The sequence below is a fragment of the Halalkalibacter sp. APA_J-10(15) genome, from assembly GCF_023017105.1.
Lineage (GTDB): Bacteria > Bacillota > Bacilli > Bacillales > Bacillaceae_D > Halalkalibacter.
Genome location: NZ_JALKEV010000002.1, coordinates 1 through 23,850, shown reverse-complemented (window position 1 = coordinate 23,850; position 23,850 = coordinate 1). Strand labels below are relative to the sequence as shown.

The 23,850-nt window shown below is 38.2% G+C and carries 20 protein-coding genes and 1 pseudogene; 14 read left to right on the top strand and 7 right to left on the bottom strand.

What is annotated here, in order from left to right; genetic code table 11:
- The first annotated feature begins 28 nt into the window (after positions 1 to 28).
- On the top strand, positions 29 to 535 hold the full coding sequence (locus MW695_RS02940; protein WP_247103196.1) for a FixH family protein: 507 nt from the start codon (positions 29 to 31) through the stop codon (positions 533 to 535).
- A gap of 147 nt (positions 536 to 682) precedes the next feature.
- Here MW695_RS02940 and MW695_RS02935 read toward each other — a convergent pair whose 3' ends face one another.
- Positions 683 to 2,218 (bottom strand): flotillin family protein, encoded by a 1,536-nt coding sequence (locus MW695_RS02935; RefSeq protein ID WP_247103194.1) that lies wholly within the window; start codon positions 2,216 to 2,218, stop codon positions 683 to 685.
- Positions 2,219 to 2,450: 232 nt separating this feature from the next.
- On the opposite strand from MW695_RS02935, the gene MW695_RS02930 reads away from it, so the two are divergent.
- The 9 genes from MW695_RS02930 to MW695_RS02890 all read left to right on the top strand — a co-directional run bounded on the left by MW695_RS02930 (position 2,451) and on the right by MW695_RS02890 (position 16,398).
- Positions 2,451 to 3,659, top strand: coding sequence for an ROK family transcriptional regulator (locus MW695_RS02930; protein ID WP_247103176.1), 1,209 nt, complete (start codon positions 2,451 to 2,453; stop codon positions 3,657 to 3,659).
- A 70-nt stretch (positions 3,660 to 3,729) separates the two neighbouring features.
- Positions 3,730 to 4,893 (top strand): galactokinase, encoded by a 1,164-nt coding sequence (locus MW695_RS02925; RefSeq protein WP_247103173.1) that lies wholly within the window; start codon positions 3,730 to 3,732, stop codon positions 4,891 to 4,893.
- Between the two features lie 23 nt (positions 4,894 to 4,916).
- On the top strand, positions 4,917 to 5,903 hold the full coding sequence (gene galE / locus MW695_RS02920; RefSeq protein ID WP_247103171.1) for a UDP-glucose 4-epimerase GalE: 987 nt from the start codon (positions 4,917 to 4,919) through the stop codon (positions 5,901 to 5,903).
- A gap of 204 nt (positions 5,904 to 6,107) precedes the next feature.
- Positions 6,108 to 7,844 (top strand): phospho-sugar mutase, encoded by a 1,737-nt coding sequence (locus tag MW695_RS02915; RefSeq protein WP_247103169.1) that lies wholly within the window; start codon positions 6,108 to 6,110, stop codon positions 7,842 to 7,844.
- A 235-nt stretch (positions 7,845 to 8,079) separates the two neighbouring features.
- Entirely contained in the window at positions 8,080 to 9,612 is a 1,533-nt protein-coding gene (galT, locus tag MW695_RS02910; RefSeq protein ID WP_247103163.1) for a UDP-glucose--hexose-1-phosphate uridylyltransferase, read from the top strand.
- A 71-nt stretch (positions 9,613 to 9,683) separates the two neighbouring features.
- On the top strand, positions 9,684 to 11,093 hold the full coding sequence (locus MW695_RS02905) for a SpoVR family protein (protein ID WP_247103162.1): 1,410 nt from the start codon (positions 9,684 to 9,686) through the stop codon (positions 11,091 to 11,093).
- A gap of 361 nt (positions 11,094 to 11,454) precedes the next feature.
- Entirely contained in the window at positions 11,455 to 13,212 is a 1,758-nt protein-coding gene (locus MW695_RS02900; RefSeq protein WP_247103160.1) for an ABC transporter ATP-binding protein, read from the top strand.
- A gap of 17 nt (positions 13,213 to 13,229) precedes the next feature.
- A complete protein-coding gene (locus MW695_RS02895) occupies positions 13,230 to 15,068 on the top strand; it encodes an ABC transporter ATP-binding protein (protein ID WP_247103158.1) in 1,839 nt (612 codons plus the stop codon).
- Positions 15,069 to 15,192: 124 nt separating this feature from the next.
- On the top strand, positions 15,193 to 16,398 hold the full coding sequence (locus MW695_RS02890; protein ID WP_247103156.1) for an aminotransferase-like domain-containing protein: 1,206 nt from the start codon (positions 15,193 to 15,195) through the stop codon (positions 16,396 to 16,398).
- An 86-nt stretch (positions 16,399 to 16,484) separates the two neighbouring features.
- On the opposite strand, the gene MW695_RS02885 is transcribed toward MW695_RS02890, so the two are convergent.
- The gene (locus MW695_RS02885; RefSeq protein ID WP_247103154.1) at positions 16,485 to 17,861 is read right to left on the bottom strand and encodes a sodium-dependent transporter; all 1,377 of its coding nucleotides are present in this window, start codon (positions 17,859 to 17,861) and stop codon (positions 16,485 to 16,487) included.
- 240 nt (positions 17,862 to 18,101) lie between these two features.
- Here MW695_RS02885 and MW695_RS02880 point away from each other — a divergent pair, with 240 nt between their 5' ends.
- Together MW695_RS02880 and MW695_RS02875 are read left to right on the top strand one after the other, a co-directional pair.
- The gene (locus tag MW695_RS02880; protein WP_247103152.1) at positions 18,102 to 18,302 is read left to right on the top strand and encodes an alpha/beta-type small acid-soluble spore protein; all 201 of its coding nucleotides are present in this window, start codon (positions 18,102 to 18,104) and stop codon (positions 18,300 to 18,302) included.
- Between the two features lie 92 nt (positions 18,303 to 18,394).
- Positions 18,395 to 18,640 (top strand): hypothetical protein, encoded by a 246-nt coding sequence (locus MW695_RS02875; protein ID WP_247103151.1) that lies wholly within the window; start codon positions 18,395 to 18,397, stop codon positions 18,638 to 18,640.
- Positions 18,641 to 18,699: 59 nt separating this feature from the next.
- Here the strand turns inward: MW695_RS02875 and MW695_RS02870 are convergent, their stop codons facing one another.
- The 4 genes from MW695_RS02870 to MW695_RS02855 all read right to left on the bottom strand — a co-directional run bounded on the left by MW695_RS02870 (position 18,700) and on the right by MW695_RS02855 (position 21,707).
- Entirely contained in the window at positions 18,700 to 19,800 is a 1,101-nt protein-coding gene (locus MW695_RS02870) for an ABC transporter ATP-binding protein (protein WP_247103147.1), read from the bottom strand.
- Between the two features lie 108 nt (positions 19,801 to 19,908).
- Complete coding sequence (locus tag MW695_RS02865) at positions 19,909 to 20,793, bottom strand: PucR family transcriptional regulator (protein ID WP_247103132.1); 885 nt, start codon at positions 20,791 to 20,793, stop codon at positions 19,909 to 19,911.
- 198 nt (positions 20,794 to 20,991) lie between these two features.
- Complete coding sequence (locus MW695_RS02860) at positions 20,992 to 21,180, bottom strand: hypothetical protein (RefSeq protein ID WP_247103130.1); 189 nt, start codon at positions 21,178 to 21,180, stop codon at positions 20,992 to 20,994.
- A gap of 71 nt (positions 21,181 to 21,251) precedes the next feature.
- The gene (locus MW695_RS02855) at positions 21,252 to 21,707 is read right to left on the bottom strand and encodes a hypothetical protein (protein WP_247103128.1); all 456 of its coding nucleotides are present in this window, start codon (positions 21,705 to 21,707) and stop codon (positions 21,252 to 21,254) included.
- Positions 21,708 to 21,838: 131 nt separating this feature from the next.
- On the opposite strand from MW695_RS02855, the gene MW695_RS02850 reads away from it, so the two are divergent.
- Positions 21,839 to 22,978, top strand: coding sequence for a DUF445 domain-containing protein (locus MW695_RS02850; RefSeq protein ID WP_247103125.1), 1,140 nt, complete (start codon positions 21,839 to 21,841; stop codon positions 22,976 to 22,978).
- 77 nt (positions 22,979 to 23,055) lie between these two features.
- Positions 23,056 to 23,406: a YlbF/YmcA family competence regulator gene (locus MW695_RS02845; protein ID WP_247103124.1), complete on the top strand. Its 351-nt coding sequence runs from the start codon at positions 23,056 to 23,058 to the stop codon at positions 23,404 to 23,406.
- Here MW695_RS02845 and MW695_RS02840 read toward each other — a convergent pair.
- Positions 23,385 to 23,850: pseudogene (locus MW695_RS02840) on the bottom strand (transposase); the annotation flags it as partial. The gene MW695_RS02845 and the pseudogene MW695_RS02840 sit on opposite strands and share 22 nt — an antisense overlap.

Here is a 23,850-nt window from a genome sequence, read left to right as displayed (position 1 = left end):
GATGAATATGACAGCAAGGAGGTTAGAGATGAGAATTGCGACAAAAACGTCCTTTGAATGGCCAGTGGTCGTAGCTGGGATCGTTTGTTTAATTGGGTTTGCTATATTTCTGATCGTTCTTTTTCCTAATGAAAAGCTTATTGACCATTGGAATGTAACGACGATTAGTGAGGATGTCTATTATACAGGTAACATATCAACGATTCACCTTTATATTGTTGATGAGCGAAATGAACCAATTGAAGGTGCTGAGGTTTCGGTCGTTTTTGATCGACCAGATACTGTTCATCAAATTGAGAGGACGTTCCATTCAATAGGTGAAGGATTATATGAAGCTGACGTGATCTTTTCGGTTCCAGGTCAGTGGGTTGCTCTTGTCCATGCAAAAAAGGGTAGGGATGTTTATCAAAATCAAGTGTTTCTTTCAGTTGAAGGCGAGATAGCGGCACGTAATCGTCGTGATCCAGCTGACTTATTTCATCTAGGGCAGCCATTACCACCTGATTTAAAACTAGAAATCATTAGAAGTCAATAGCGGAGATGCGATCAAATCGGACTTAAAAGAGCGCTATGTAAAGCTCATTACAGGTGGTATCGGTACTTCATTTTCATGAAGTTGCTTAAAGTTGCTTAAAATTGCTTAAAATTCCTGTAATAGCTAACATAACGCTCCATTTATATGTTAGGAATCTACGTTTTCTTCTCGCTGTTTTTCTAGATTGGACATTTCCTTTTCCTCGTAGTCAGCAGTTTGATCGAGATTAGAATGTTCAGTTGTACTAGCAGTTTCTTTGATCTCTTCAAATAACTGATTTCGACCTCTTGAGACGTAAGTTTCTAACATTTCTTTAAGGTCCATTCCAGTCGTTTCTTTTAAGCTTTCTTGTAGACCTAGCATTGTTTTCGTTACATTATTAGTAATTTTTGATGCTCCGCCATTTGAATCTGATCCACCAAAATCAAATACTTTCATTTCGTCAATTTGTGATAAAGGTTTGGCAATTTCATGTGCATATTTCGGAAGGACTTGGATAAACATTTCGAGAATTGCCGCTTCTCCAAACTTCTCCATTGCTTGAGCCATAAGTTCTTTAGCTTCTGCTTCCGCACGACCTCGCTCACGAATAACTTCAGCCTCTGCAAGCCCCTTTTGTTTTTCAATGGTCGCTTTTGTTTCCCCATCAATTCTAGCTTTCTCTGCTTCTGCTTCTGCTTTTGCTTTAATATCATAAGCATCTGCATCAGCGAGAGCTTTACGGCGTTTTTGTTCCTCAACTTGCAATTGAACTTGGCGCTGTCGTTCGATGTATTGAATTTGCATTTCTTCTTCTTTCACTTGTTGAGCAAGCTTAGCTTTCTCTAACTCGTAGGATTGCTCTGACTTTGCTCGGGCACGCTCTGTTTCTTCTTTAATTTGTGCTTCCTTTACATCTTTTTCTTTACGAGATTCGGCAATAGCTGTTTGACGGCGGTTTTCTTCATCTTGTGCCTCTTGATCATTTTTCGCTCGGTAAATTCTTGTTTCCTTTTCAGCATCAGATTCTGCCATTTCCGCTTTTTTGCGTATTTCAGCTATTCGTGGGCGTCCGAGGTTTTCTAAGTATCCATTTTCTTCATCTGTATCTCTTAAATCATCTAAACCAAATGAAGTGATTTTAAAGCCCATATTGTCGAGCTCTTCTTGAGCAATATCTTGAACTTGATGATTAAATGATTCCCGATCATTATTAATTTCTGTGACACTCAATTTTGATAATATCGCACGAAGGTTGGTACCTAATACTTTCGAAACCTCATCTTCAATTTCTTTTTGCTTCTTTCCGAGAAATTGCTCTGCGTAATTGGCTACTCCGATAAGGGAATCGGCAATTTTTACAGAAGTGACCGCATCAGCAATGACAGGCACTCCTTGGGAGGTATAGACTTTCGGTGTTGTTAATTTAATTTGAAAGGAATTTAAATCAACCGGTGTACAAGTTTGAAAGAGTTTAAGTCTCACACCTCCACCACGAATAATCTTCATACTTCTACCATTTTCATCAACGAAAATTCGTGAATCCTCATCTGGATTTCCGAGGTTTGGCCCTGTAATGATGAGAGCTTGGTTTGTACTTGCCGTCTTATATCGCAGCTTAAAAATAATAAATACAACAATCCCTATAATTAATAGGATAGACAGAATAATACCAATAATGCTTAACCATAATATTTCAGTCATCTTAACAACTCCTTTTCTTTGTTAGTAGAATATACGCCCAGTAAAAGACATTGGTTTCAATTTTTCACTGAATTACCTCCACTCTAACATATATGGATACTCAAGTTCAGTTGAATCTTCTATATTTTTTATGAGCTTGTACAGAAGAGCTATCGAATAACCGATTGTCACTTTCTATAAGAGACGATATACTTTTCATAGTACTAGTTAGGAATAGAAATGAGGGATGAATATGACTCGTACGCATATAACAGGTAGCTTTCAATTAATGAAGTCCTTGAATCGATCGGTTATTTTAACGATTATTCGTGAATATGGTCCAATCTCACGTGCAGATATTGCAAAACAAACAAAGTTAACTCCTCCAACAGTCACGAACATCGTATCTGAACTATTGGAGTCAGGGATCGTGAAGGAGAGCGCGATTGGTAAGTCAAAAGGTGGGAGAAAACCAATTCTTCTTACAATAGAAGCAAAGCATTCTTACATTATTGGAATAGATGTAGGCGGTCGTTCAATTAGAGCTGTACTCACTGATTTGGATGCCACAATCGAGCATCAAGTAACACATGCATTACCAAAGGGAATGAATGAACAAACATTTCTTAAGGTACTAAAAGAAGTAATTACTGATGTTCTATCACACTCCTCATGCCCGGAAGAGAAAATTATCGGAATAGGTGTAGGTATGCATGGAATTGTGGACCATACAAACGGAATAGCTCTGTACGCTCCTAATTTCAATTTAGCGAATATCCCCATTAAACAGGAGCTAGAGGGGCATTTTGAAATAACGACCTATGTTGAAAATGACGCAAGAGCACTCGCTTTAGGAGAATCCTGGTTCGGAAATGGGAAAGATATTGATCATGTTCTATGTATGAATGTCGGAACAGGGATAGGTGCAGGGATTATTTTAAATAACGAGTTATTTTATGGACACCATGGTACTGCGGGGGAAATTGGTCATACTGTTGTTGATATGTATGGGAAGAGGTGTCAATGCGGAAGTGACGGCTGCTTACAAACAATAGCAAGTAGTGAAGCGCTACAGCAACGAGCATTAGAAGCACTCGAGAGTGGACGAACGTCGATTCTAATGAAAAATAACTTAAGTGGAAAAGTGATTCATGAATGCGCAATGGCTGGAGATGAATTGGCGATTGAGCTTTTAGAAGAGACAGGGACTTACTTAGGTATCGGCATCATTAATAGTATTCATTTTATGAATCCTGAAAAAGTGATTATTGGTGGTGGTGTTTCGAAGGCGGGTGATTTTATACTTGAACCATTAAAAAAAGTCGTTCAAACGAAGGCATTAACTGAGCAAGCTCGAAATACTGAAATTGTATTATCCCATTTAGGAGATAATGGAACAGTTATTGGAGCTGTTACGATCGTATTAAAACAAATTTTCTCAAGAAATAGTGCTGTTTCTTAACCAAACCTATGATATAATACTTAATAAATTTAATTAATTAACTTTGAAAATAGGTTAATGGAGGTAAACGATGGACATTCAATTAGTAAAAGATCGCTTTTTTCATGAGTTCTCAAATAAGTCACAGCACGCACGCACATTCTTTGCTCCTGGAAGAGTGAATTTAATCGGTGAACATACGGATTACAATGGAGGTTTTGTATTCCCGACAGCATTAACAATTGGGACATTTATGACGATTCGTCCCCGCACAGATCGAATGTGTACATTAGTAAGTACAAACTTCGATCAAAAGATTACATTCTCATTAGATGATCTTGCCTATAAGGATGAGGATGATTGGGGGAATTACCCTAAAGGGATTATAAATGAATTAGTGAAATTAAGTGATTCCTTAAAAGGGATTGATGTCGTGTATCACGGTACAATTCCAAATGGAGCAGGATTATCATCTTCAGCGTCTATCGGTATGGTAACAGCTTACGGCTTGAGCGAATTATTTCATGTTTCGTTATCAAGAGTCGAGCTTGCTAAATTGTGTCAAAGGATGGAAAATCATTATATTGGTGTTAACAGTGGCATAATGGATCAATATGCGGTTGGTTTATGTAAGGAAAAACACGCGATTTATTTAAATACGAATACGATGGAGGCACATGACGTACCTCTTGAGCTAGGTGAAAATAAAATTGTCATTACGAATACGAATAAACGAAGAGGATTAGCTGATTCGAAATACAATGAGCGACGAGCAGAGTGTGAAGAGGCTCTTGCGATCATTCAACAGCATCGACCGGAATGGAAAACGTTAAGTGATGCCCATGTCGGTGACCTAGCTTCAATTGAGACGTTTTTAGAAAATGATTTGCTTTATCGTCGGGTGAAGCATGTCGTAACAGAAAATGCTCGTACAGAAGATGCTAAGGCAGCGCTCGAGTCAGGCGATTTGAATCGGTTTGGAAAGCGTATGTTAGAATCTCATGTTTCATTACGGGATGATTATGAAGTGACAGGAGAAGCGTTAGATGCCCTTTATGATTCACAACATGTTGTTGAAGGTTGTATTGGGACGAGAATGACAGGTGCTGGTTTTGGTGGATGCTCTGTTAGTATTGTAGCCGCTGAACAAGTTGAATCGTTTAAAGAGCAAGTGGCAAAAACGTATCATGCAAAAACGGGGTTAGAACCATCATTTTACATTTGCGAAGCAGGTAATGGAGTGACAGAGGTTTAAGCAAAAGAAGGGGGGAAAGTGCTATGGCTATTTTAGTTGTTGGTGGAGCTGGATATATAGGCAGTCATACGGTCTTATATTTACGCGACCAAGGGGAAGAAGTCGTGATTCTAGATAGTTTAGAAACAGGACACGAGGAAGCGACATTAGGTGCTACTTTTTATGAGGGCTCAATCGAGGACGAACGGATCTTAGATGACATCTTCTCAAAACATACGATTGATTCTGTTATTCATTTTGCGGCATATTCATTAGTTGGAGAAAGTGTCGGTAATCCATTAAAGTACTATGAGAATAACGTACTAGGCACGTATAAGCTAGTGAAGAAAATGCAGGAGCATGATGTTTCTCGAATCGTATTCTCTTCAACTGCGGCAACTTACGGAGAACCTGTCTCGATTCCGATAAAAGAATCAGATCCGACGGTCCCGACAAATCCATATGGAGAAACGAAGCTAGCAATTGAACGAATGCTAAAGTGGTGTGATCAAGCATATGGTTTAAAATCGGTTTGCTTACGCTATTTTAATGCGGCTGGAGCTGATCCGAAAGGTCAAATTGGTGAGGATCATACTCCTGAGTCTCATCTTATACCAATTGTGCTACAGGTTGCGCTGAATCAGCGGGAGCATGTACAAATCTTTGGTGAGGATTATGACACGAAGGATGGAAGCTGTGTACGTGATTATATTCATGTGCTCGACCTTGCTCAAGCTCATTATTTGGCTGTACAATCATTACGTAAAAAGGATGAAAGTGCGATTTATAATTTAGGGAACGGTGCAGGCTTTACCGTGAAAGAAGTCATTGACACTTGCCGAGATGTAACAGGTCATGACATTCCGGCACAAGTAGCTCCGAGACGCGCTGGTGATCCAGCGACCTTAATTGCTTCATCTGAATTGGCGAAGGAAGAATTAGGGTGGCGGCCAACGTACCCTGCATTAAAGGAAATCATTTCACATGCGTGGAGCTGGCATCAAGCCCATCCAAATGGATTTAAATCATAATGATTGTAAGAGTTGCCTCAGAAAGAAGTATTACTGAGGTAACTCTTTTCTATATAATGAGTGAGTATATTGCGACATTTTAGGAGGTACCTTACACTAATAAAAAACATAGATAGTTTTTTAAGTGCAAGTATTTGTAGTCAGTAAGATAATGGTATAATAAGCGATGGATAACGGAAATGAAATTGTTGAGGGGGAATGAAGATGAATTGGCGAACACAATATGAGAAATGGGCAAAGCATTCAGCATTAGAGGAAGAACTTAAACAATTACTTGAACAGTTAAGCGGCAATGAAGAAGTTCTTGAAGACAGCTTTTATAAGAATTTAGAGTTTGGAACAGGCGGCATGCGTGGAGAAATTGGCCCAGGTACTAACCGCATGAATACTTATACGATTCGTCGAGCGGCAGAGGGACTGGCTCGTTACATAGAAAATCAAGGACAGGAAGCAAAAGAACGTGGTGTAGCGATTGCATTTGATTCTAGACATAAATCGAAGGAATTTGCATTAGAAACGGCATTGACGTTAGGAAACCATGGAATTCAATCCTATTTATTTCATGAATTACGCCCGACCCCGGAGCTCTCATTTGCTGTGAGATATTTAAAGGCAGCTGGTGGTGTTGTGATAACAGCAAGTCATAACCCTCCTGAATATAATGGCTTTAAAGTGTATGGAGACGATGGAGGACAGCTTCCTCCTGGACCAGCTGAAGAGCTTGTACAATACGTAAATTCTGTTGAAAATGAATTAGAGATTCCTGTTGCTGACGAAATGGAACTAAAGGGTAATCAGCTGTTGAAAATAGTTTCTGAGGAAATTGATGAAGCTTACAACGAAGCGTTAGCGTCGATTCTAGTCCAAAAAGAAATGGTTGAAGAAGAAGGCCAAAATGTGAAAATTATTTTCACACCATTACATGGGGCTGCCAACATCCCAGTTCGCCGTGCGTTGGAAAGTAACGGATTTACGAACCTTACAGTTGTTCCTGAGCAAGAACTCCCTGATCCTGACTTTTCAACGGTGAGCTCGCCTAATCCTGAGGAGCATGCGGCATTTAAGCTAGCAATGGAGTTAGGTGAAAAAGAACAGGCTGATGTACTATTAGCGACAGACCCAGACGGAGATCGTGTTGGTGTGGCTGTTAAAAACAGTGAAGATCAATATGTTGTTTTAACTGGAAATCAAACAGGCGCTCTAATGCTTGATTATTTGCTAACACAAAAGGAACATCAGCATATACTTCCTGAAAATGGTGCGGTGTTAAAAACCATTGTAACTTCTGAAATTGGTCGAGCCATTGCAGATCGTTTTAATTTAACAACGATTGATACGTTAACAGGCTTTAAGTTTATTGGTGAAAAAATTAAACAGTATCAAGAAACGGGGCAACATCAATTTTTGTTTGGTTATGAAGAAAGTTACGGGTATCTAATTGGAGATTTTGTACGTGACAAAGATGCTGTTCAGGCTTGTTTATTTGCAGCAGAGTTAGCTACCTATTATAAAACACGTCAAATGACATTATATGATGGGTTGTTAGAAATTTTCTCTAAATATGGATTCTATCAGGAAGGGTTAGAGTCTTTAACACTTAAAGGGAAAGCCGGAGTTGAAAAGATTCAACATATATTAGCGAAGTTCCGTCATGAACCACCAAAGATGATGGGCGGTCATGCGGTAGTATCAGTTGAAGATTACGAAGCGAGTATTGTGATGGAACTAGAGACAAATGAAAAGGCGGCTATTACGTTGCCTAAGTCAAATGTATTAAAATATAAACTTGCGGATGGATCATGGTTCTGTATTCGTCCTTCTGGTACGGAGCCAAAAGTGAAATTTTATTTTGGTGTAAACAAGAGTTCGTTGGATGAAAGTCAACAGGCGTTAAAAACGTTAAAAGCAGATGTGATGGCTAAAGTCCAATCACTTGTTTAACATGGCGTGCTTGCAGAGAGTGTTTCTTTGCAGGCTTTTTTTACTTAGTGGAAAGCTCATACAGTTGTGTCATGAATCTATACTTTATGTTTGCTTGTATGGATCATAAATCATCGATGAAGATAATATGATATGAATTTATAAAAACTTTATTAAATAAATTTACTAACTTTCTCGTTTAGTGTAAACTGAGGGTGAGTATCCGATACTAAGACTATGAAAGGATGCGTGAGCGATGAGTATTTATCATGATATTGAACGATTAGTTCAATACGGATTGAAAAAAAAATTAATAGAGAAAGAGGACGTCATTTGGACACGTAACCAACTGTTAGCGGTTTTGTCTTTAGATACGGTTGAAGAAGTAAAGGTTGATGAAGAGGAGCTAGATACACCAGTGACCATTCTCACAAGTATATTAGATTGGTCTGCAAAAGAGGGTGTACTCGAATCTAATTCAGTTGTATATCGTGATTTACTCGATACACAACTAATGGGTATGTTAACGAAGCGACCTTCTGAAGTGATTGATACGTTTTTGGGGAAATATAAGAAGGAAAGTTCTGAAGCGGCAACGCGTTATTTATATCAGTTATCTAAGGATGTCCATTATATTCGAACGGACCGCATTGCAAAGAATGAGCATTGGTATGCTGATACGGACTATGGACAGCTTGAAATTACAATTAATTTATCCAAACCGGAAAAGGACCCTAAGGCGATTGCTGCTGCGAAAGGGTTGGAAAGTGTTAACTATCCTAAATGTTTACTTTGTGTAGAAAACGTAGGCTATAAAGGTCGTATCAACCATCCGGCAAGGCAAAATTTACGAACAATCCCTGTTACGCTAAATGACGAGAGATGGCACATTCAATTCTCGCCGTATGTTTATTATAATGAGCATGCTATTGTCTTAAAGGAAAAGCATGAGCCAATGAAAATTACTCATTTAACGTTTAAACGTCTTCTTGATTTTGTTGATCAGTTTCCACATTATTTCTTAGGCTCTAATGCAGATTTGCCTATTGTCGGAGGCTCGATATTAAGCCATGATCATTTCCAAGGGGGAGCTCATGATTTTCCAATGGCTAAGGCGGAAATGGAAGAAATGTTTTCTTTTGAACGTTTCCCATCAGTACAAGCAGGGATCGTGAAATGGCCGATGTCTGTGCTACGGTTACAGGCAACGAATAAGGAAGAGTTAGCAAACGTTGCCTATGATATTTTAGAAGCTTGGCGTGTATATGAGGATCGTAAGGCTAACATAGTTGCACAAACAGATGGTACACCACATAATACGATTACTCCAATCTCCCGGATGCGAGGGGGAAAGTTTGAATTAGATCTAGTTTTAAGAAACAATCGAACAACAGATGAACATCCTGATGGCTTATTCCATCCTCACCAGCATGTTCATCATATTAAGAAAGAAAATATCGGGCTCATTGAAGTGATGGGGTTAGCGGTATTACCGGGACGATTGAAGGATGAACTGCAACAAGTTGTCACATATATAGGTGCTAAAGAACGTGGTGAAACAGTTAATGCAACTGGTGAGATTACAAAGCATTTAAAATGGGTAGATAAAATAAAACATCAATTTGGCTTTGACAATGAGGCTTCTTTTGAGCAACTATTACGTCAAGAGCTTGGACAAGTCTTTTTAGAAATATTGCACCATGCTGGAGTGTTTAAGCGTGATGATAGTGGTCGTTCAGCATTTGTTCGCTTTGTATCTACACTTGGAACGAAGAGAGTTCATAACTAGATACGGATACATGATTTTCCTTCTTCAATCATATACAAATAAGAGAGGTTGAAACGAGGGAGGGAAATACAATGTCTCTAATAGAGAAAGAGCTGGAATATGCCATTTCAGAAATCACTGAAATTGCCGATGGATTTGGACTTGATTTTTATGAAATGAGATATGAAATATGTCCGGCTGATATTATTTATACGTTTGGTGCATATGGAATGCCAACAAGGTATAGCCATTGGTCGTTTGGAAAGCAATATCATAAAATGAAGCTACAATATGATTTTGGCTTAAGTAAAATTTATGAGCTTGTTATTAATTCTGACCCATGCTATGCCTTTTTGTTAGATAGTAATTCATTAATACAAAATAAGCTCATTGTTGCTCATGTCCTTGCGCATTGTGACTTCTTTAAAAACAATGTTCGATTTTCGAATACACGCCGTGACATGGTTGAGAGTATGAGTGCGACTGCCGAACGAATTGCGCATTATGAACATCAATATGGGAAGGAAGAGGTAGAAAGTTTCTTAGATGCTGTTTTGGCGATTCAAGAACATATAGATCCTAGTCTAGTAAGACCTAAATTAAATTGGTCTATGACAGATGAAGATGATGACACCAATGTAAAACGAAAAAAATCAGAGTATGATGATTTATGGAATATGGACCAGAAGGGTGACAAGGAAAAGCAAAAAAAGAAGAAGAAGTTTCCACCTAAGCCTGAAAAGGATTTATTGTTATTTATAGAGGAGTATAGTCGAGAGTTAGATCCTTGGCAGCGCGATGTCTTAACGATGATGCGTGAAGAAATGCTATACTTTTGGCCTCAGCTTGAGACGAAAATTATGAATGAAGGCTGGGCATCATTTTGGCATGCACGTATTTTGAGGGAAATGGATTTAACGAGCGAAGAAACGATTGAATTTGCTAAATTAAATGCTGGAGTTGTTCAGCCATCAAAGACGACGATTAACCCTTACTATTTAGGGTTGAAAATATTTGAGGATATTGAAGAACGTTTTAATCACCCAACTGATGATATGAAGGAAAGGCAAGGTATTAAAGAGGGTAGTGGAAGAGATAAGATCTTTGAAGTTCGTGAGATTGAATCAGATATTTCATTTATTCGTAACTATCTAACGAAAGATCTCGTTATGAACGAAGACATGTATTTGTTCCAAAAGCAAGGAAGTGAGTATAAAATTGTTGATAAAGAGTGGGAGCATATTCGCGATCAGCTCGTTTTGTCTCGAGTGAATGGTGGTTTTCCGTATTTACTTGTGACAAACGGTGATTATATGAAAAACGGTGAATTATATATTACTCACTCCTATGAAGGAACAGAGCTTGACGTTGGGTATTTAGAAAAAGTGCTTCCTTATATATACCAATTATGGGGAAGAACCGTTCATATTGAAACGAAGGTAAATGATAAAGCGATCACCTTTGTGTTCGATGGTCATAAAGTACATCGTAAATATTTATGAACCAAATCCCACTGCTAATAAGTAAAGCAGTGGGATATCTTTTTAAGATAATCCATACTATATAAATCGTTTGAAAGTCTAATGGTGGAAGGTGTAACGTGGCTTCGCAGGTGACGTCGGCTCCATACGCTACAGGAGAAACCTACTTACAAACGATAATTTCTTTGTAACGGCTACACGCACGACTCAACTAAGAAAAGATTGCTGTACAGCTTTTTTAATAAAATTTTGAAAACGTTTTAAAACGTTATTGACTTCTAGTTTGTATTAGGTTTAATATAGTGTTTAGTTTCATAAAATCATTCGAGACTCTAAATAAATTTATAGAGTTTAAGAGTGTACATATTATGAGGTGATGGAGATGGATACATTTAAACGTTTGAAAGAGTTTTATTGGCCATTTAAATCATTGTTCGTTTGGTCGTTACTTGCACTCGTTGTCGTAACGGGTATGACGGTTCTTTATCCAATGATTCTAGCATTTACAATTGATGAAGCAATTGAAAATGGTCGATTTGAATTAATTCCTTATTTAGCTTTAACGATAATGGGAACGATGATTATAAAAGGTGGTGCAGTATACGTTCATCAATATTTAGGAGATTTATTCGGGATAAAGGCGGTACGTAAATTACGAGATACGTTATATGAAAAGCTTCAGTTTTTACCATTCCGCTATTATGATAATGCCAAGACAGGCGATTTAATGTCTCGATTAACCGCAGATGTCGAAGCCTTTCGCTTCTTCCTATCGTTCGGCTGTGCTCAACTCTTAAATATTATATTACTCATTGGTTTTAGTATGTCAGTAATGTTCTATTACTCCGTACCACTTACTCTCGTCTCAATGATAACGATCCCATTTTTAGCCATTAGTGTAGCAAAATTTGATAAGCGAGTACATCCAGGATTTCGTGGTATTCGAAAATCATTAGCTCGTTTAAACACAAAAGTCCAGGAAAACGTTAGTGGTATGAATACGGTTAAAGCGTTATCACAGGAAGATGAGGAAATTACGCGATTTTCTCAATCGAATGAAGATTACCGTAAGAAACATATTGACCTTGCTAAAATATGGGGAAGATATTTTCCTTTAATGGAGTTTCTAGGACATGTATCTGCTGTTATTTTATTAGCTTATGGTGGTTATTTAACGATTCAAGGTAGTTTGCAAGTTGGCCAACTTATCGCCTTCTTTAGCTTAGTATGGTTTATTATAGGTCCGATTATGCAACTAGGGTTTATTGTGAATATGTTTTCACAATCAAAAGCGTCAGGAGAGCGATTAATCGAGGTATTAGATGAGTCTGTACGTCGTGATGATGCGAAGGAACCTGTCTTGCAAAAGAAAGATGATTTTGTTGGAGAAGTGATTTTTAACAACGTTTCATTAACGTATGGGTCCAAGCAGCAACAAGCATTAAGGAACATCTCCTTTGAAGCAACGAAGGGTAAGACAATTGGATTAGTTGGTGCAACGGGTTCAGGAAAATCAAGTATTATTCAATTGATTACTCGCTTCTATGAACGTTCATCTGGCGATATTTTGATAGATGGTCGTTCGATTGATGATTACACGTTGAAGGAACTACGCGAACAGATTGGTGCTGTATTACAAGAAACCTTTCTTTTCTCATCAACGATTCGTGATAATATTGCCTATGGTCGACCTGATGCGTCGATTGCGGACATCATTGATGCAGCCAAGCGTGCTGATGCGCATGAGTTTATTGCAGAATTACCTGATGGCTATGACACGGTGTTAGGTGAACGTGGTCTAGGATTATCTGGTGGTCAGAAGCAACGTATTGCTATTGCACGATCGATTATTATGGATCCACGTATTTTAATTCTTGATGATGCTACAAGCGCCGTTGATATGCAAACGGAAACGAAAATACAACGTGCGTTTCAAGAAGTGATGAAAGGAAGAACAACGTTTGTGATTGCTCATCGTATTTCATCTGTAAAGCATGCCGATGAAATACTCGTATTGGATCAAGGTGAAGTTATTGAACGTGGGACACATGAAGAACTATTGAGAAACTCAAAAGGCCAATACCGCCGTATTTATGACATTCAAAACCAGGATCAGGAATATGTCCTGCAGCAAGTATAGAGAAAGGAGGAGTGAAAATGAGTCAAACACATACAGACGTACAACGTACACAAGAGCAGAAAAGGTCTCGATTTCATTATACAGTGGAACAAATTATTGATAAGCCTTTTAACTGGAAACAAATGAGCCGTTTACTAGGCTTTATGAAGCCGTATGCAAAAAGCTATTTACCTAAAACGATCTTAGCGATGCTCGTTGTAAGTGCAGTACGATTAGCTGCTCCGATTTTTATTGGGTGGTCAATTGATTATGCGATTGCTCCTGGTGATATGTCGCTTATGACGACAATTGCTTTGACAGTCCTATTTATGTATTTAGCATCGTGGCTTGCTAATATTTTGCGTATTCGCTGGATGAATGAGCTTGGGCAACATATGATCTATGACATACGTACAGCATTATTTAATCACATTCAACGTTTATCACACCGTTTTTTCGACCAACGATCGGCTGGGTCTATTTTGGTAAGGGTTATTAATGATGTGAATTCGATGCAAGATTTATTTACTAATGGTGTCGTCAATTTAATAATGGACATTGCGATGTTACTAGGGATTGTCATTATTTTATTCACATTAAGTCCTGAATTAGCTATTTTGGTTTTAATCGTCGTACCGATCATGTTCTTTATCTCAACAAAGCTAAGAAAGAACATACGACGTTCATGGCAGAAAGTTAGGATTCGACAATCGAAATTAAATTCGCATTTGAACGAAAGTATTCAAGGCATTCGTGTCACTCAAGCGTATGCACAAGAACATGAAAATATGGAATTCTTCGATGGCGTGAATACAGATAACTATGAAAGCTGGAGAGATGCAACAAAGAAAAATGCGATTTTCCGTCCAATTGTAGAGATGTCTGGTGCTATCGGTACAGTTGTTTTAATTTGGTATGGGGCGTATTTGCTTCAATCAGATACGAGTACATTAACACTCGGTGTATTTGTTTCCTTTGCCTTCTATTTAGGAATGTTTTGGGAGCCGATCTCCCGCCTAGGTCAAGTGTACAATCAATTATTAGTAGGTATGGCCTCATCGGAGCGAATCTTTGAATTTTTAGATGAGAAGCCATCTGTACCTGAAAAAGAAGAAGCAAAAGTGTTAGCAGATGTAAAAGGTGAGGTTACGTTTGAAGGCGTTGAGTTCTCATATGATGAGAAGAGAAAAGCATTGCATTGCATAGACTTAACATTTGAAGCTGGTGAAACGATTGCACTTGTCGGACATACTGGCTCTGGTAAATCAACGATTGTCAATTTAATCAGCCGTTTCTATGACCCGACTAACGGAAAGGTTTTGCTAGATGGAGTTGATTTACGAGACTTGAAGCTAGATGATTTGCGAAAGCATGTTAGCTACGTTTTACAAGATACATTTATTTTTGCTGGAACAATTATGGATAACATTCGATTTGGGCGTCCTAATGCAACGGATGAGGAAGTTAAAAATGCCGCACGTGCAATTGGAGCACATGAGTTTATTCTGAAGCTTGAGGATGGCTATAATACGGAAGTAGAAGAGAAAGGAAGTGTTCTGTCGGTTGGTGAACGTCAACTGTTATCCTTTGCTCGTGCATTACTTGCAGATCCGCGTATTCTTATTCTCGATGAAGCAACAGCTAGTATCGATACCGAAACAGAATTGAAAATACAAGAAGGGTTAAAGAAGCTCTTAGCAGGTCGAACGGCGATTATGATTGCTCATCGTTTATCGACGATTCGCGATGCAGATAAAATAGTTGTATTAGAGCATGGTCAAATTTTGGAAGAGGGAACACATGAGCAATTAATGAATAATCATGGCGCATATTACCAATTAGTAAAATCGCAATATGCGGCGATGATGAAAAAATAAGGAGTTTGTTGAAGAGAGTAGTTTCTGAGCTATTCTCTTCTTTTATCTCACGTTGACATTCTATCGGAATAAGGTAGTATATATATATAATATTCAAAATTTTATTACAATAGAGGTGCGTTAGATGAAGTATGCATTTTCAGATCGAGTGAAACACCTCCAATCATCAGCTGTTCGTGATATTTTAAAGGTTGTTGGTAAGGGAGACATTATCTCGTTTGCAGGTGGATTACCTGATGATGATTTGTTTCCAATTGAAGGTATTAAAGATGCGTTTGATCGGACGTTTAAGTCAGGAAAGCAGTCGATGCAATATGCGGAAACAGAGGGGTTACGTCCGTTACGTGAAGTGATTATTGATCGGATGGCGAAGAAAGATATTGTCAACTATTCACCAGATAATGTTCTCGTTACGACTGGTTCTCAGCAAGCGATTGATTTATTTGCAAGAATAATGTTAAGTGCAGGAGATATTGTATTAACAGAAGATCCTACCTATTTAGCAGCTTTACAAGTATTTCATTCCTATGAAGCGAACGTGGTCGCAGTTGATTCTGATGATGATGGAATGATTCCAGAAGATCTTGAGAGAAAATTAAAGGAGTATCGTCCTAAATGTGTCTATGTCGTCCCAACATTTTCAAATCCAGCAGGTCGTGTATGGTCACTTGAACGTCGAAAGCAACTCGTCAATCTTGTCCATAAACATAAAGTTGTTGTGTTTGAAGATGATCCGTATGGTGAAATTCAGTTTGATCGAAGTGAAACGTATACACCTCTTGCGGCATTGGATGATGGTACACATGTATTATATACGAGTACTTTTTCAAAAACAGCAGTACCTGCACTAAGAACAGGCTGGATTGTTGGTCCATATCAAGTGATTCGGATGATGGCCCAAGCGAAGCAAGCGAATGATCTCCATTCGAATTCACTTTCTCAGCATGCACTATATCAATTATGCTGCCACTTTGATTTGGATGCTCATATTCAGAAGATTAGTGATACGTATCAAGCGCGTATGGAGGCAATGGTCGCCTTTTTAAAGCAAGCGAATGTACCTGGATTGAGCTTTGTTAAGCCTAAGGGTGGAATGTTTATTTGGATTGAGGTTGATCCTTGTTTGAATATGACGGATTTATTAAGTAAAGCAGTTGATAGAGGAGTAGCTTATGTTCCAGGGGAACCGTTCTATGCTGGTGAACCAAAGAAAAATACGATGAGGTTAAATTTCACTCATGCGACTCCGGAAAAGATTGAAAAAGGATTAACGCTCTTATTAGAATTAATAAAAGAGGAAATGGAAGTGCAAGCCGCACCTATAAACTGAGCGAGCGCTTTGTCAATTATCCCTTAAAATATAAAAAATCACCAGACGTGTTCCTTTCACATCTGGTGATTTTTTTTGAAATGGTATTAGTTAAAAGCACCGACTGAACCAAGGAATACAAGCAAGATGGCAATAGGTGCAATATATCGTAATAAGAAGATCCATGTTCGACCGAGTCGAGTATCCCCAAAATCAGAGTCGCGTAATGCATCTGATTTCTTCCATCCCCAGCCCATAAAGATGGCAATAGTTAAACCACCAAGTGGTAGAAAGATATTGGAAGCGATAAAGTCTACAGAATCGATAATATCGAGGCCACCTAAACCGTATCCAGCTAATACACCTTGTGAAAGTGCCGATGGAATACCAACTAAGAAAATAATAAATCCAACGATTAACGTTGCCTTCTTACGGTTCCAGCTAAACTTACGAATGAAATAAGCAACGGCTACCTCTAATAATGAAACTCCAGATGTCAATGCAGCAGCAGAAAGGAGGAAGAAGAAGAGGATTCCAAACACCCCACCTAACGTAAAGCTATTAAAAACATCTGGCATGACAACAAAGACAAGACCTGGTCCTTCTGCAGGATTAATATTAAAAGCGAATACAGCAGGGAAAATCATTAAACCAGCAATAATAGCAAACAATGTATCGAGCGAAACAACGCTTGCTGCTGCACCAGGTAATCTTTCCTTCTTAGAAAGATAACCACCATACGTAATTAATGCTCCCATCCCTAAGCTTAGTGAGAAGAAAGCCTGCCCTAAAGCAGCTAAGTAAATGGAAGGATCAGAAAGTGCTGACCAATCTGGTGAAAATAAGAATGCTAATCCTTCTTTAGCACCACCGAGTGAAAGACCGTAAATTGATAAGACAATTAATAAAACACCTAATAATGGCATTAAGATCTTATTTGCACGTTCAATTCCTTTTTTAACACCGACATACACAATTCCGACTGTTACAATCATAAAAATGAATTGCCATATAATTGGTTGACTTGAGCTTGCAATAAAAGTACCAAAGAAATCACCATAGCCACCTTCAGGAGCTGTCCAAAGGTTACCTGTCAAGTAATTAAGCAAGTAATAGAATAACCATCCTGCAATGACTCCGTAAAACGATAGAATCATAAAAGCAGCGGAGACTCCCATAATACCTGCTATTTTCCAAGGTTCACCGGCGGCTAATCGTTCTCCTCCTGGTGAAAGCTTCTCAAATGAACCGACCGCATCACTTTGTGCTTTTCGTCCAATTGTAAATTCTGCCATAACAATAGGCAAGCCGATTAGAAGGATCATGACTAAGTAAATGAGAAGAAAGGCAGCTCCTCCATTTTCCCCTGCAACATATGAAAAACGCCAAATGTTTCCTAATCCAACGGCTGACCCCATTGCTGCTAAGATAAACCCTAATCTTGTTGCCCATTGCTCGCGACCAGGTTCTTGATTTAAGGCCATATTGTTTGTCCTCCTTTATAAATATAATTAATATCAGGATATAATATATCACACAAATGTATTCGTGAATAGTACAATTTTTATATTTTTCTTACAATTCTAAAAAAGGAAAATATAGATAAAAAATCATGATTATTAAATCATACTTTCTATAAGATTCTGCCATAAATTATCAGAAATTCATTTACATAATCGAGAAGAAAAGAATCAAACTATAGGTACACAAGGAGGTGAGACAACATGGCAAATAATAATAGTTCAAACCAACTTGTCGTACCTGGAGTACAACAAGCATTAGATCAAATGAAATTTGAAATTGCTTCAGAATTTGGTGTACAGCTTGGACCTGATGCAACTTCTCGTTCAAACGGATCAGTTGGGGGAGAGATTACAAAGCGTTTAGTACAAATGGCTGAACAGCAAATGGGTGGTCAATCTTAATAATGAAATGAATACAAAATGGCATGGGTGTCCTTATTTTAGAAGGGCACCCTTTCTGGCTGATTGTTATAAAGTGAGGGATGTGGATGTAAATGAGTATGTGTCCGGTTTGTAATGGCTTAAATGAATTAAATGAAACGTGTAAGCATTGTCATACCATCCTTGTTGATCATGGTAGAATGATGGATTTTGGTGAGAAATACGATGCTTATTTACCGATTGAAATGAAGAAATTAGATAATGGAATTAAGGATGACCAAAAGGAGGAAAAATGTGCCCATATCGTGGCTTGTCCAACATGTAATAAGGCTTCATTGGTACTCATTCAAGAGTGGTGATTATTATAGTAGAAAAAGGTGCGATCCTTTTGGAGGATACACACCTTCTTTTGTTTTTATTATTTTTTAATAACTTCCTCTGAATCTTTATCAAAGAAGTGAGCTTTGTTCATGTCTAATGCAAGCTCTACCGTTTGACCACTTGCAATATCTGTACGAGAATCAATACGAGCTACTAAGTCTTGGCCACCGACTGTTGAGTAAAGGATCGTTTCAGCACCCATTAACTCTGCAACATCAATTTTTGCTTGAATCTTTGTATCAGGAGAGCCTTCTAAGAATACGAGCTCATCATGTACAGCTTCTGGACGAATTCCGAGGATTAACTCTTTACCGTCATAGCCTTTTTCTTTAAGGAATGAAAGCTTTCCGGCAGGTACTTTTAAGTTAATGTCATTCACTTTGAAGTACTCACCTTCTAATGTACCGTGTAAGAAGTTCATAGATGGTGAACCGATGAAACCACCGACGAATACGTTTGATGGGTTATCATATACATCTTTCGGAGTACCAACTTGCTGGATAACCCCTAATTTCATTATAACGATTCGTGTTGCCATCGTCATAGCTTCCGTTTGGTCATGTGTTACGTAGATTGTCGTTGCTTGTAAACGTTTGTGAAGCTTGATGATTTCTGCACGCATTTGTACACGAAGCTTCGCATCTAAGTTAGAAAGTGGTTCATCCATTAAGAATACTTGTGGGTCACGAACGATCGCACGTCCAAGTGCAACACGTTGACGCTGACCACCAGACATTGCTTTAGGCTTACGATCAAGCATTTCTTCTAGACCTAGAATTTTAGCTGCATCTGTTACACGACGTTTAATTTCATCCTTCTTAAACTTACGAAGCTTAAGACCAAACGCCATGTTATCATATACATTCATATGTGGATATAGGGCATAGTTTTGGAATACCATCGCGATATCACGATCTTTTGGCGCTACTTCGTTCATACGCTTGTCGCCAATGTATAAATCCCCTTTAGAAATATCCTCAAGTCCTGCAATCATACGTAATGTTGTTGATTTACCACAACCAGATGGACCAACGAATACGATAAATTCCTTGTCTTCAATATCAAGGTTGAAATCTGTAACCGCTGTTACATCACCATCATAAATTTTATATACATTTTTTAATGCGATATCTGCCATGTATAACGCCTCCTATTAATGAACTAATGAAATTGTAACCCTTTTCTTTTTAAAACACTATAGCAAGCTTGCACAAAAAAATGTAAGCGTTTTTGTGCATGTTGCCGATTATGAACGAGTATCTAAAAGTAATAACGCTAGATAGAGTAGGGAGGCGTGAGTAAATTGCCTAAGGTCGAAATTCGTTCGTTCAGTAAATTTATCAATGCGGTATTGTAAGCTATTGCGATGAAGATGCAGAGCCTTTGCTGCTGCTGAAATGTTTAAATTATGTTCAAAGTAAACTTTCATGCTCTTTAGGAAGTCTTTGTCGGACCGCAGTTCTTCATCTAAAAGTCGATTAATAAATTGTTCACGTAACTCAAATGTGATTGGTTCTAGTAATAAATAAGGAATCGCTTCATACTCATAAAACACTCGATGTATGACTTTTGCTTTAATAAGTGCATCTAAGCAAGCTGACTCCCAACGAAATTGCTCTTTAGCGTGTTCAATTTCGTGGCTAGAACCAACTAGTAATGTCATATCGATGTAAAAGTCAGAAGCGATAGCTTGATTGATACTAATGAAGTCGGGAAGCTCCTCTTCCATTGTCGTATCAAGGATAATCAGTCCACGTGTGGATGATGTCCATACGATAATGACTGGTCCATCTAAAATATTATTCCAAACATCACGAAATGAATCGAGGTCATCTATACGCTTGTCGAGTGTAAAATGAATCATTCTTATTATTTTAGGATCGCGAGGTTGATCACCTTTTGCCAATAAAAAATGAGCCCAATGTTCTTCATTTGAACCTTGAGGTTTTGGAGTAGAAACAACTGGTTGAAAGAGCATCGTTAGTAGCAGCAGTTCACTTTCTGTTAACTGGTCTGTTAAAAAGCCAACAGGTTGTCTTGTTTCATCCTCAAGCCATATAATCGATTCATGTTCTTCAGTCTTATTTGTTACAATAGCATGCTTGAATTGTTTGATTAGTTTTTCATTCAATGTTGCCGTCTCCTTATTGCTTGTCTAATTACTATAAGTATAACAAAAAAGAACGTATCTGTTAGGTAAAACCTAATGATACGTTCTTTTTTCAGAAGTTTAATCAAGGAGGACGTAGTTGATTCACGTGAGGCGAGAACTTCTCTCGTTACACGTTCCGCTTTACGCAATTAAGAAAAGAGCGCATTACGGTTTTTCTTAATGATCTGTGGAGTTTGGAGGGTCTTCCTGTTCAAGACTTCCTCTTGTTTCTTCAATTAAGCCGGAATCATGACCGTGTACAGTGCCACCACCTAAACCTTCATTGATCATGCGGTCAACATCGAGAAAGGCCTGCTCCCTTGCATTTTGATCTGGGATGAACGAATGCTTTTGTTTTTTCTTCATTGATGTCACGTCCTTCTAATATTCAATGATATAGGATACTCTTTAGTTTTTGAAAGGAGGCCTAAACTTATTCATGAGACGACGTCATTTGTATTCCAATGACCTCCACCTAGCCAAAGGTAATTAGTCTCTTGTTCTTGACTGTAGGAGAAGCAAACAAGCCCAGATTCGAGAGCGGTTTTAAATTTTCTTTCATCATCGTACTTTACTTTTGTGTAAAAGACACCAAGCTGGTCGATGATAGAATGAATGAGTCGTTTATGGATTTTGGGTCGATCGAATGTAGGTGAAATAACAATTTCTGAATGTTTGGTGCCATAATGATTAATGACGGCAGTAGCTATTAATTGTCCTTCCCAAAACGCAACTAAAATACATGTTCCAGGCTTTTGTAAATCATTCTTTTTAAGATGGAATAACCGGCGGTAAAGTGAATAGTTGTGACAGTTCTCATAACGACGAACAAATAGCAATAAAGGCCAACGGTATTGTTCCCATAAGTTAGAGGTTATAGTAATTAGTTTCATTATGATCCTCCTACATCTATAATTGTCTTAATGGTGAGTGTAAACAAGTACTAGATAGGAGAGTGTACGTATCGTATACTATGTGTTACATGCCTACTTGGTGAATTGAAGAGAAGGAGTGGAGTATTAGTTTGGGTGTTTTTGGATTAATCGTATTCATGGTGATAATAGGAGCTATTATTGGAGGTTTAACGAATTCATTAGCAATCAAAATGCTGTTTCGACCATATACAGAGAAATGGATTGGACGGTTTCGTGTTCCGTTTACTCCTGGAGTCATTCCAAAAAGGCGACATGAGTTAGCCTCACAGCTCGGTAAGATGGTTGTTCATTATTTAATTACAGCGGAAGGTATATCAAAACGTCTCATGAGCACGACGTTTACAGATGGATTGACGAACTGGTTGCAAAAAGAAGCGAAGAAGTTCATGAATAGTGAACAAACAGGTGAACATTTTCTCAAGCACCAATTGGGACTAGCCTCAGCTTCTCAAAGGCTCAATACGCAAGTTGGAAAGTTAGTTGAGGGTAGTTATCGTAGTTATTTTGCTAATAATAGATATCAGAAATTGGACGAGCTTTTGCCGCTCTCAATGATGGAAAAGATTGAAACGAACATACCTACTGTCACTGACTATTTACTTGAACGTGGTGAAATGTATTTACAAAGCTCAGAAGGGAAGGATCAGCTTAGTGTGATGATCGACCGTTTCCTTGTACAAAAAGGAAAAATTGGAAATATGATTTCGATGTTTCTTGGCAATGATCGATTAGTTGATAAAATCCAACCTGCGCTTGTAAAAGGCTTACAAGATGATGAGACCAAAAAAGTTATACAACGATTACTTCATCAAGAATGGAATAAGTGGAAGCAAAAAGAATTACACGAGCTTGAGTCTTATTTAAATGAAGAAGAAATTGTTTCGTATGTACAGCAAGCAATCGAAAAAAATCTTCCGATTTTTCATTGGATGAAATCACCAATAAAGGAATGGTCTAATCAATATGAATCCACTGTTATGGATGTAGTTATTCCAAGAGCAGTCACTGTATTAATTGGTTTAATTGCTTCTCGCTTAGAAATATTATTAGAGCAGGTTCATTTAGACGACATCGTGAAGGAACAGGTAGAGGCCTTTTCTGTTGAGCGTCTCGAAGATCTTGTTTTATCAATATCACGCCGTGAATTTAAGATGATTACATATTTAGGTGCATTTCTTGGAGGATTTATCGGTTTGTTGCAAGGGTTCCTTTTATTTTTTGTACGATAAAATGATAGGAATCATATTTGACGCTTCTTCGACGGACTGTTATAGTCGTAGAGATACTTTTATTAGGAGGACGTAACATGTCTACAATTATTGAAAAAGCTCAAGAATTAAAGCAAACATTAGCTGATAGTGAAGAGTTTGCAACTTTACGTTCATTACATGGGCAAATTAATGCGGATGAAGTGGCAAAAAGAATGTTAGACAATTTCCGTAAATTGCAACTTGAGCTACAACAAAAGCAAATGCAAGGTGTTCAAATTACACAAGAAGAAGCGGAGCAAGCACAGAAGCAATTTGAACTTGTTCAGCAGCATGAATTAATTTCAAAATTAATGGAAGCAGAACAAAACTTAAGTACTATCATTGGAGACGTTAATAAAATTATTACAGAACCATTAGAAGAAATTTACGGTAATCCTGAACAATAAGATAGAGTAAAAAAGACGACTGATAAAAGATTAGTCGTCTCAGACCGTAGACAAAACGGCTTTGAGATATGACTCTCAAAGCCGTTTTTGTATTTTTCGTATGGTTTTTCGGCGATGGCACTGTCGGTTTGGTGTTCCTCCAGTGCCATGTCGCCAGTTTTTTCAGGTTCATAGCAGCAAAAACAAGCATCGCCTGCATTGAATTTTTTTCGAGCCCCTTCAGGTTCGTCCAACGCAGTCCATGCTTTTGTTTAAGATCGGCAAAGACTCGTTCAATCGTTTCTTTCCGTCTTGCATAGATCTCTCTATTTATGTCGGTGTGTCTCAAGTGCTCTGCTTCGTCCAACGCATCCTGCCAAATGTGGCGCAAGACCAGCTTCTTATGGTCTTTGTTTTTGGTACATTGAGAAAGCACGGGACCATTCTGACACACACTCGGATTGG